The 8,989-nt window shown below is 67.1% G+C and carries 13 protein-coding genes; 1 reads left to right on the top strand and 12 read right to left on the bottom strand.

The window, feature by feature from the left end; all coding sequences use genetic code 11:
* Positions 1-408 precede the first annotated feature (408 nt).
* From rpsQ to rpsJ, 11 genes are read right to left on the bottom strand one after another with little or no spacing between them, the layout of a single operon-like run.
* Positions 409-699 (bottom strand): 30S ribosomal protein S17, encoded by a 291-nt coding sequence (rpsQ, locus tag J2W20_RS03270; RefSeq protein ID WP_307004509.1) that lies wholly within the window; start codon positions 697-699, stop codon positions 409-411.
* Positions 696-1,016, bottom strand: a complete 321-nt coding sequence (gene rpmC / locus J2W20_RS03275; protein WP_066499519.1) for a 50S ribosomal protein L29 — start codon at positions 1,014-1,016, stop codon at positions 696-698. Before rpmC ends, rpsQ begins: the two co-directional genes overlap by 4 nt.
* A gap of 2 nt (positions 1,017-1,018) precedes the next feature.
* The gene (gene rplP, locus J2W20_RS03280; protein WP_189693031.1) at positions 1,019-1,435 is read right to left on the bottom strand and encodes a 50S ribosomal protein L16; all 417 of its coding nucleotides are present in this window, start codon (positions 1,433-1,435) and stop codon (positions 1,019-1,021) included.
* A complete protein-coding gene (gene rpsC, locus J2W20_RS03285; protein ID WP_307004511.1) occupies positions 1,436-2,278 on the bottom strand; it encodes a 30S ribosomal protein S3 in 843 nt (280 codons plus the stop codon).
* The gene (gene rplV, locus J2W20_RS03290) at positions 2,279-2,644 is read right to left on the bottom strand and encodes a 50S ribosomal protein L22 (protein ID WP_066499533.1); all 366 of its coding nucleotides are present in this window, start codon (positions 2,642-2,644) and stop codon (positions 2,279-2,281) included. It abuts the gene before it with no gap.
* A 53-nt stretch (positions 2,645-2,697) separates the two neighbouring features.
* Positions 2,698-2,979, bottom strand: a complete 282-nt coding sequence (rpsS, locus tag J2W20_RS03295) for a 30S ribosomal protein S19 (RefSeq protein ID WP_066499535.1) — start codon at positions 2,977-2,979, stop codon at positions 2,698-2,700.
* A gap of 12 nt (positions 2,980-2,991) precedes the next feature.
* Positions 2,992-3,831 (bottom strand): 50S ribosomal protein L2, encoded by an 840-nt coding sequence (gene rplB / locus J2W20_RS03300; protein ID WP_307004514.1) that lies wholly within the window; start codon positions 3,829-3,831, stop codon positions 2,992-2,994.
* A gap of 30 nt (positions 3,832-3,861) precedes the next feature.
* Positions 3,862-4,170, bottom strand: a complete 309-nt coding sequence (rplW, locus tag J2W20_RS03305; RefSeq protein ID WP_066499543.1) for a 50S ribosomal protein L23 — start codon at positions 4,168-4,170, stop codon at positions 3,862-3,864.
* Positions 4,167-4,787: a 50S ribosomal protein L4 gene (gene rplD, locus J2W20_RS03310; RefSeq protein WP_307004517.1), complete on the bottom strand. Its 621-nt coding sequence runs from the start codon at positions 4,785-4,787 to the stop codon at positions 4,167-4,169. The genes rplW and rplD overlap by 4 nt, the downstream gene beginning before the upstream one ends.
* 4 nt (positions 4,788-4,791) lie before the next feature.
* Positions 4,792-5,442, bottom strand: a complete 651-nt coding sequence (rplC, locus tag J2W20_RS03315; protein ID WP_307004519.1) for a 50S ribosomal protein L3 — start codon at positions 5,440-5,442, stop codon at positions 4,792-4,794.
* A 21-nt stretch (positions 5,443-5,463) separates the two neighbouring features.
* Positions 5,464-5,772 (bottom strand): 30S ribosomal protein S10, encoded by a 309-nt coding sequence (rpsJ, locus tag J2W20_RS03320; protein WP_043119398.1) that lies wholly within the window; start codon positions 5,770-5,772, stop codon positions 5,464-5,466.
* Positions 5,773-6,155: 383 nt separating this feature from the next.
* Between rpsJ and J2W20_RS03325 the strand changes: the two genes are divergently transcribed.
* Positions 6,156-7,652, top strand: a complete 1,497-nt coding sequence (locus J2W20_RS03325) for a GH1 family beta-glucosidase (RefSeq protein ID WP_307004521.1) — start codon at positions 6,156-6,158, stop codon at positions 7,650-7,652.
* A 79-nt stretch (positions 7,653-7,731) separates the two neighbouring features.
* Here the strand turns inward: J2W20_RS03325 and tuf are convergent, their stop codons facing one another.
* Entirely contained in the window at positions 7,732-8,922 is a 1,191-nt protein-coding gene (gene tuf, locus J2W20_RS03330; RefSeq protein WP_066499550.1) for an elongation factor Tu, read from the bottom strand.
* Between the last annotated feature and the right edge of the window lie 67 nt (positions 8,923-8,989).

Consider the following 8,989-nt stretch of genomic DNA (forward strand, 5'->3'; position numbering starts at 1 on the left):
TGCCCATGTGGGCGACACGCCGTGCCTACCCCCCGTGGAGGACGAGGGCTGGGCGCGTGTGGGGAACCCAGCGCGTGCTCCCGAAGTCCAGTGGTCTCCGTGAAGTCCTCATGATGCGCAGGCTCCGCCCTCGGGAAGTGCACGCTCAGCCCATGACCACGGCGAGAAGTGCGCTTCCCGCCTCCAAGTCCGAGCAAGGAGGACTGTACGGCGAGAGGGGAACTGTCGGGGACCCCCGTGCGAAGGGGCACTTGGGGCCGGACCCGTCCGCCGCGAACGGCGGCCTGGCAGCGCGCGGCGACCGGCCGCCGTCGTGCGTCCCGCCCAACCCGCCAACGGCGGCGGCCCGCCCCCTCGGAAGGGGACGGGCCGTCAGTGCGGGTGCGGGAACCGCGAGGGACCAGGTGGTTACTTGGCCTTCTCGAGGATCTCGACGAGGCGCCACCGCTTGGTGGCGGACAGCGGACGGGTCTCCGCGATGAGAACGAGGTCGCCGATGCCGGCGGTGTTGTTCTCGTCGTGGGCCTTGCGCTTCTCGGTGCGGCGGATGACCTTGCCGTACAGCGAGTGCTTCACGCGGTCCTCGACCTCGACCACGATCGTCTTGTCCATCTTGTCGGACACGACGTAGCCGCGCGCCGTCTTGCGGTGGCCGCGCTGCTCGACGGTGTTCTCCGTCAGGTTCTTCTCTTCGCTCACTTGGCGTCCTCCTCGGCAGCCTCGGCCGGCTCGGCCTTGGCAGCCTTCTTAGCCGCCTTCTTCGTGTCCTTCGTCTCCGCGACCACGGGGGCGGCCTCGGCACGGATGCCGAGCTCGCGCTCGCGCAGGATCGTGTAGATGCGGGCGATGTCCTTCTTGACCGCGCGGAGGCGGCCGTGGTTCTCGAGCTGGCCGGTGGCCGACTGGAAGCGCAGGTTGAACAGCTCTTCCTTGGCCTTCTTGAGCTCCTCGAAGAGGCGCTCGTTGTCCAGCTGGTCGAGCTTCTCAGCCGTCATGTCCTTCGAACCGACTGCCATTCTCATTCACCACCTTCGCGGCGCACGATGCGCGCCTTCAACGGGAGCTTGTGGATGGCGAGGCGCAGGGCCTCGCGCGCCACCTCGTCAGAGACACCGGAGAGCTCGAAGAGCACGCGGCCGGGCTTGACGTTGGCGATCCACCACTCCGGCGAACCCTTACCGGAACCCATGCGGGTCTCGGCAGGCTTCTTGGTCAGCGGGCGGTCCGGGTAGATGTTGATCCAGACCTTGCCGCCACGCTTGATGTGACGGGTCATGGCGATACGAGCGGACTCGATCTGACGGTTGGTCACGTACGCCGGCGTGAGGGCCTGGATGCCGTACTCGCCGAAGGTGACCTTGGTGCCACCGGTGGCAGCGCCCGAGCGACCCGGGTGGTGCTGCTTGCGGTGCTTCACACGACGCGGGATAAGCATTTAAGCCTCTCCTCCTTCTGCTGCCGGAGCAGCGACTGCTTCTGCTGCAGGGGCAGCAGGTGCCTCGGCGGCCGCGGGGGCGGCCTGCGGCTGGCGGTCGCCAGACGGACGACGGCGGCGCTCGCCACCGGGGCGGCCCGCACGGTCGCCGCGGTCACCACGACCACGGGACGGAGCGGCGGCAGCCTGGGCAGCCAGCTCCTTGGAGGTCACATCGCCCTTGTAGATCCAGACCTTCACGCCGATGCGGCCGAAGGTGGTCTTGGCCTCGTAGAAGCCGTAGTCGATGTTCGCGCGGAGCGTGTGCAGCGGCACACGGCCCTCGCGGTAGAACTCCGAGCGGGACATCTCGGCGCCGCCGAGACGGCCCGAGCAGGCGATGCGGATGCCCTTGGCACCGGCGCGCTGCGCCGACTGCATGGCCTTCTTCATGGCACGGCGGAACGCGACACGGCTCGAGAGCTGCTCCGCGACACCCTGGGCCACCAGCTGCGCCTCGACCTCGGGGTTCTTCACCTCGAGGATGTTCAGCTGGACCTGCTTGCCGGTGAGCTTCTCGAGCTCGCCGCGGATGCGGTCGGCCTCGGCGCCGCGGCGGCCGATCACGATGCCCGGACGCGCCGTGTGGATGTCCACGCGGACGCGGTCACGGGTGCGCTCGATCTCGACCTTGGCGATGCCGGCGCGCTCCATTCCGTTGGTCATGAGCTGGCGGATCTTGACGTCCTCACGGACGAAGTCCTTGTAGCGCTGACCGGGCTTGTTGCTGTCGGCAAACCAGTGCGAGACGTGGTCGGTGGTGATGCCGAGTCGGAACCCGTGGGGGTTGACCTTCTGTCCCATTTACCGGACCTCCTCGTTCTCGGGCGTCGCGACGACCACGGTGATGTGGCTGGTGCGCTTCTTGATGCGGTACGCGCGGCCCTGGGCACGCGGCTGGAACCGCTTCATGGTCGGACCCTCGTCGACGAACGCCTCAGAGATGTAGAGGTCGCTCTCGTCGAACGCGACGCCGTCGCGGTCGGCGAGGACACGGGCGTTGGCCACCGCGGACGCGAGGACCTTGTACACCGGCTCCGAAGCCGCCTGCTGGGCGAACTTCAGGATCGCCAGAGCCTCATTCGCCTGCTTGCCACGAACAAGGTTGACGACGCGCCGGGCCTTCATCGGCGTTACGCGGATGTGACGCGCAATTGCCTTGGCTTCCATTGCTTTCCTTCTCTTTCTCAGAGCTCAGCGCTGCTGCTGCCTTGCGGCAGGTATCAGCGGCGCTTGCCCTTCTTGTCGTCCTTCACGTGGCCGCGGAAAGTCCGCGTCGGGGCGAATTCGCCGAGCTTGTGCCCGACCATCGACTCGGTGACGAAGACCGGGATGTGCTTGCGTCCGTCGTGCACGGCGATCGTGTGCCCGAGCATGTCGGGGACGATCATCGAGCGGCGGGACCAGGTCTTGATGACGTTCTTGGTGCCCTTCTCGTTTTCCCTGGCGACCTTCACAAAGAGGTGCTGGTCAACGAAAGGACCCTTCTTCAGGCTGCGTGGCATGTGTCCAGGCTCCTATCGCTTGTTCTTGCCAGTACGACGACGACGGACGATGAGCTTGTCGCTCGCCTTGTTGGGGCGGCGGGTGCGGCCCTCGGGCTTGCCGTTCGGGTTGACGGGGTGACGGCCACCGGAGGTCTTGCCCTCACCACCACCGTGCGGGTGGTCGACCGGGTTCATGGCGACACCGCGGACGGTCGGGCGGACGCCCTTCCAGCGCATGCGGCCGGCCTTGCCCCAGTTGATGTTGGACTGCTCGGCGTTGCCGACCTCGCCGACCGTCGCGCGGCAGCGGACGTCGACGTTGCGGACCTCGCCCGAGGGGAGGCGGAGCTGGGCGTACTTGCCCTCCTTCGCCACCAGCTGGACGGAGGCACCGGCCGAGCGGGCCATCTTCGCGCCGCCACCGGGGCGGAGCTCGACGGCGTGGATGACCGTACCCACCGGGATGTTCCGCAGCGGCAGGTTGTTGCCGGGCTTGATGTCGGCGTCCGGACCGGACTCGACGATGTCGCCCTGGGAGAGCTTGTTCGGCGCGATGATGTAGCGCTTGGTGCCGTCCACGAAGTGCAGCAGCGCGATGCGCGCGGTGCGGTTCGGGTCGTACTCGATGTGCGCGACCTTGGCGTTGACGCCGTCCTTGTCGTGACGACGGAAGTCGATCAGACGGTACTGGCGCTTGTGCCCACCACCCTTGTGGCGCGTGGTGATCTTGCCGGAGTTGTTGCGGCCGCCCTTCTTGGGGAGGGGACGAACCAGGGACTTCTCCGGCGTCGAGCGCGTGATCTCTGCGAAGTCGGCCACGCTCGAGCCGCGACGGCCCGGGGTGGTCGGCTTGTAGTTACGGATTGCCATTTACCTGTTCCTCGTTAAAGTGGTCTCCGCTCAGGCGAGCGGACCGCCGAAGATGTCGATCGTGCTGCCGTCCTTGAGAGTGACGATGGCACGCTTGGTGCTCTTGCGCTCGCCCCAGCCGAACTTGGTGCGCTTGCGCTTGCCCGGGCGGTTGAGCGTGTTGATCGAGTCGACCTTGACCGAGAAGATGCGCTCGATCGCGATCTTGATCTCGGTCTTGTTCGAGCGCGGGTCCACCAGGAAGGTGTACTTGCCCTCGTCGATCAGCCCGTAGCTCTTCTCGGAGACGACCGGCGCGAAGATGACGTCGCGCGGGTCCTTGTAGCTGGATGCGCTCACTTGGAGCCCTCCTCATTCTTGGACTTGGACGCCACGAACGCGTCGAACGCAGGCTTCGTGAAGACCACGTCGTCGGAGACGAGAACGTCGTACGTGTTCAGCTGGTCGGCGTAGATCGCGTGCACCTCGGTGAGGTTGCGGACCGAGAGGGCCCCCAGCTCGTCGGCGCGGTCGAGGACGACGAGCAGGTTCTTCCGCTCGGAGAGGGCGCGCAGGGTCTCCATGGCGCCCTTCGTGCTCGGCTTCTCACCGGAGACGAGGGACTCGACGACGTGGATGCGGCCGTTGCGGGCCCGGTCCGAGAGGGCGCCGCGGAGGGCAGCAGCCTTCATCTTCTTGGGGGTGCGCTGGCTGTAGTCACGCGGCACGGGACCGTGGACGACACCGCCGCCGGTCATGTGCGGGGCGCGGATCGAGCCCTGGCGGGCGCGGCCGGTGCCCTTCTGCTTGAACGGCTTGCGCCCGGCGCCGGAGACCTCACCGCGGCTCTTCACCTTGTGCGTGCCCTGGCGTGCAGCGGCCAGCTGGGCGACGACGACCTGGTGCAGCAGCGGGACGTTCGTCTGGACGTCGAAGATCTCGGCGGGGAGATCGACCTTGACAGTTGCGTTAGCCATGAGTTCAGGCTCCCTTCACGGCGGTGCGGACGAGGACGACCGAGCCGCGGGCGCCGGGGAGGGCGCCCTTGATGAGGAGCAGCGAGTTCTCGGCATCCACGGCGTGGACGGTGAGGTTCATGGTCGTCTGGCGAACGTTGCCCATGCGACCGGCCATGCGGAGGCCCTTGAAGACGCGGCCCGGGGTGGCGCAGGCACCGATGGAACCGGGCTTGCGGTGGTTCTTGTGGGCACCGTGGGAGGCACCGACGCCGGAGAAGCCGTGACGCTTCATGACACCGGCGAAGCCCTTGCCCTTGGTGGTGCCGACGATGTCGATCTTCTGGCCGGCCTCGAAGGTCTCCACGGAGAGCTCCTGGCCCAGCTCGTAGGACTCGGCGTCGGCGGTGCGGACCTCGACGAGGTGGCGGCGCGGGGTCACGCCGGCCTTCTCGAAGTGGCCGGTGAGCGGCTTGTTGACCTTGCGCGGGTCAATCTGGCCGTAGCCGATCTGGACGGCGGTGTAGCCATCGGTCTCGGCGTTGCGGAGCTGGGTGACGACGTTGGCGTCGGCCTTAACGACAGTGACGGGGATGAGCTTGTTGTTCTCGTCCCAGACCTGGGTCATGCCGAGCTTCGTGCCCAGCAGGCCCTTCACATTGCGGGTTGCGGTCATAGTTCTCTCAGCACCTCCCTCTTAGAGCTTGATTTCGATGTTGACGTCTGCCGGCAGGTCGAGACGCATGAGCGAGTCGACAGCCTTGGGCGTCGGGTCGATGATGTCGATCAGCCGCTTGTGCGTGCGCATCTCAAAGTGCTCGCGGCTGTCCTTGTACTTGTGCGGAGAGCGGATGACGCAGTACACGTTCTTCTCCGTGGGGAGCGGGACGGGGCCCACCACCGTTGCGCCTGCGCGCGTGACCGTCTCAACGATCTTCCGAGCCGAAGTATCGATGACCTCGTGGTCATACGACTTCAGCCGGATGCGGATCTTCTGTCCCGCCATATCGCCTGACTCGCTTTCGTCGTCTTAGCACTGCACTGTTCTGTTGGCTGTGGCTGCCGAAGCATTCAAGGTCACGACCACCACCGGCAGCACTGCCTGAATCCGGTGACCCGGGTTCCTCAGACAGCCGGCCTCTCCGACCCCCGCGGTCGGGCGTGTCGCGCCACTGGCGCGCACGGTCCCCTAGCCTCTTTCGCGAAGGTGGGTCATATTTGGTCTCCAGCCTGGACCCTGCACCCGGCATTATCCGGATCGGGACACGAAGGAGCGCTTGAACAACTCATCTAGTCTGCCAGAGATCTGCGCCATGCGCCAATCGAGCGCACGCGCCCGGCGGGCGGCACCCCATTGCCCTCGGGGACTGTGCTGAGGATCATAGTCCCATGCTCCCAGCGGACCAGTCCCCGGCACCCGGCCCCGACCATGGTCCCACAGCTGCGCTCGGCCCTGCCGCCTCGGCCGTCGAGGCCCTGGCCGGGCGCATCCCGGACGGCTTCACCCTCGGAGTGGCCACGGCGGCGTTCCAGATCGAGGGCGCGCTCGACGAGGACGGCCGCGGCCCGTCCGGCTGGGACGAGTTCGCGGCCCGGCCGGGCATGATCGCCCACGGGGACTCCCCCGCCGTCGCGTGCGACCACTACCACCGCAGCCACGAGGACCTCGAGCTCCTGACCGACCTCGGCGTGGACTCCTACCGCTTCTCGATCGCGTGGCCCCGCGTGCAGCCGGACGGGCGCGGGGCCTGGAACGAGAAGGGCTGGGACTTCTACGACCGCCTCATCGACGACATGCTCGCCGCCGGCCTGTCCCCGATGGCCACCCTCTACCACTGGGACACACCCCTCCCCCTCGAGCACGACGGCGGGTGGCTGAGCCGCGAGACCGCCGAACGGTGCGGGGCCTTCGCCGCAGAGGCCGGGCGCCGCTTCGGCGACCGCGTGGACCGGTGGGTGACGCTCAACGAGCCGGTGTCCGTGACCCTGAACGGCTACGCAGTCGGCATCCACGCACCGGGCAAGCAGCTCCTGTTCGACGCCATGCCCGCGGTACACCACCAGCTCCTCGCCCACGGCATGTCCGTCCAGGCCCTCCGCGCCTCGGGCGCCCAGGGCACGATCGGGGTCACGAACATGCACGCCCCCGTGCACCCGGCAGGGGCCAATCCGCTGGACTGGATCCACGCCCGCGTCGTCGACCTCATGGTCAACCGCCTCTACGCAGACCCGATCCTCCTGGGCCGGTACCCCAAGCCGCCCTTCCTCGCGCGGCGGTTCTTCCACGCGCTGCGCGACCCGCGCCCGGAGGACCTCGCCACGATCCACCAGCCGCTCGACTTCTACGGGGTGAACTACTACTACCCCGCGCGCATCCGCTCCGGGCCCGGGCCCACCCCCGAGGGCGTGAAGCCGACCAAGGCCATGACCAAGGTGCCGTTCCACCTTGCGGACTTCCCCGAGTATGCGAGCACCGGCTTCGGGTGGCCCATCTCCCCGAAGTACTGCGGGGTGGTCCTGTCCGAGCTCAAGAAGCGCTATGGCGACGCGCTGCCGCCGATCTACATCACGGAGAGCGGGGCGAGCTTCCCGGAGCCCGCCCAGGCGGACGGCATGGTGTACGACGACGAGCGGATCGCCTACCTCGCCTCGCACCTCGAGGCGGCGCTCGCCGCCGTGGAGCCGGGCGGCCCTGCCGAGGGGGTCGACCTGCGGGGCTGGTACGTGTGGACGCTCATGGACAACTTCGAGTGGGCAGCCGGCTACACACAGCGGTTCGGCCTCGTGCACACGGACTTCGCCACCCTCGAGCGGACCCCCAAGGCGTCCTACTACTGGCTGCGCCGGCTCGCACGCGCCCGGCACAGGCCCGCCGTGAGCGCCTGACAGACGGAAGGACCCCGCCGCACTGGGTGCGACGGGGTCCTTCCAGATCCGGCCCTCAGGCCAGCAGTTCCGCGAGGAACTACTTGATGATCTTGGTCACGCGGCCCGAGCCAACGGTGCGGCCACCCTCACGGATGGCGAAGCCGAGGCCCTCTTCCATGGCGATGGGCTGGATGAGCTGGACGGTCATCTCAGTGTTGTCGCCGGGCATGACCATCTCGGTGCCCTCGGGGAGGGTGATGACGCCGGTCACGTCCGTGGTACGGAAGTAGAACTGCGGGCGGTAGTTCGAGTAGAACGGGTTGTGACGGCCGCCCTCGTCCTTCGAGAGGATGTAGACGTTCGCCTCGAAGTCGGTGTGCGGGGTGATCGAACCCGGCTTCACGACGACCTGGCCACGCTCGACGTCCTCGCGCTTGATGCCGCGGAGCAGGAGGCCACAGTTCTCGCCGGCCCAAGCCTCGTCGAGCTGCTTGTGGAACATCTCGATACCGGTGACCGTGGTCTTCTGGACCGGACGGATGCCGACGATCTCGACCTCGGAGTTGAGGGCGAGGGTGCCACGCTCGGCGCGGCCGGTCACGACGGTGCCGCGGCCGGTGATGGTGAAGACGTCCTCGATCGGCATGAGGAACGGCTTGTCGCGGTCACGGACCGGGTCCGGGATGTTCTCGTCGACGGCCTCCATGAGGTCCTCAACCGACTTGACCCACTTCGGGTCACCCTCAAGGGCCTTGAGGCCCGAGACGCGGATGACAGGAGCGTTGTCGCCGTCGAAGCCCTGCGAAGACAGGAGCTCACGGACCTCCATCTCGACGAGATCGAGGAGCTCCTCGTCGTCGACCATGTCTGCCTTGTTCAGCGCGACCAGCAGGTACGGCACGCCGACCTGGCGGGCGAGCAGAACGTGCTCGCGGGTCTGAGCCATCGGACCATCAGTCGCCGCGACCACGAGAATGGCGCCGTCCATCTGCGCCGCACCCGTGATCATGTTCTTGATGTAGTCAGCGTGACCCGGAGCATCGACGTGAGCGTAGTGACGCTTCTCCGTCTGGTACTCGATGTGGGAGATGTTGATGGTGATGCCGCGCTGGCGCTCCTCAGGAGCGGAGTCGATCTGCGCGAAGTCGCGCTTCTCGTTGAGGTCGGGGTACTTGTCAGCAAGCACCTTCGAGATGGCAGCAGTCAGCGTCGTCTTGCCGTGGTCAACGTGGCCGATGGTGCCGATGTTGACGTGCGGCTTAGTCCGCTCGAACTTTGCCTTCGCCACTTGTTCCTCCTAGAACTGGATTCAGAAGACTGCTTCCAGCCGCGCCTTTCGCAACTGAAACTTGTGC

The sequence above is a fragment of the Sinomonas atrocyanea genome (assembly GCF_030812675.1).
GTDB lineage: Bacteria > Actinomycetota > Actinomycetes > Actinomycetales > Micrococcaceae > Sinomonas > Sinomonas atrocyanea_B.

Coding starts and splice junctions, on each gene's coding strand:
- rplC (WP_307004519.1), bottom strand. CDS start 5,442: ATGACCGCAACCCGCAATGTGAAGGGCCTGCTGGGCACGAAGCTCGGC.
- rplD (WP_307004517.1), bottom strand. CDS start 4,787: ATGGCTAACGCAACTGTCAAGGTCGATCTCCCCGCCGAGATCTTCGAC.
- rplV (WP_066499533.1), bottom strand. CDS start 2,644: ATGGAAGCCAAGGCAATTGCGCGTCACATCCGCGTAACGCCGATGAAG.
- rpsJ (WP_043119398.1), bottom strand. CDS start 5,772: ATGGCGGGACAGAAGATCCGCATCCGGCTGAAGTCGTATGACCACGAG.
- J2W20_RS03325 (WP_307004521.1), top strand. CDS start 6,156: ATGCTCCCAGCGGACCAGTCCCCGGCACCCGGCCCCGACCATGGTCCC.
- rpsC (WP_307004511.1), bottom strand. CDS start 2,278: ATGGGACAGAAGGTCAACCCCCACGGGTTCCGACTCGGCATCACCACC.
- rplP (WP_189693031.1), bottom strand. CDS start 1,435: ATGCTTATCCCGCGTCGTGTGAAGCACCGCAAGCAGCACCACCCGGGT.
- rplB (WP_307004514.1), bottom strand. CDS start 3,831: ATGGCAATCCGTAACTACAAGCCGACCACCCCGGGCCGTCGCGGCTCG.
- rpmC (WP_066499519.1), bottom strand. CDS start 1,016: ATGGCAGTCGGTTCGAAGGACATGACGGCTGAGAAGCTCGACCAGCTG.
- rpsS (WP_066499535.1), bottom strand. CDS start 2,979: ATGCCACGCAGCCTGAAGAAGGGTCCTTTCGTTGACCAGCACCTCTTT.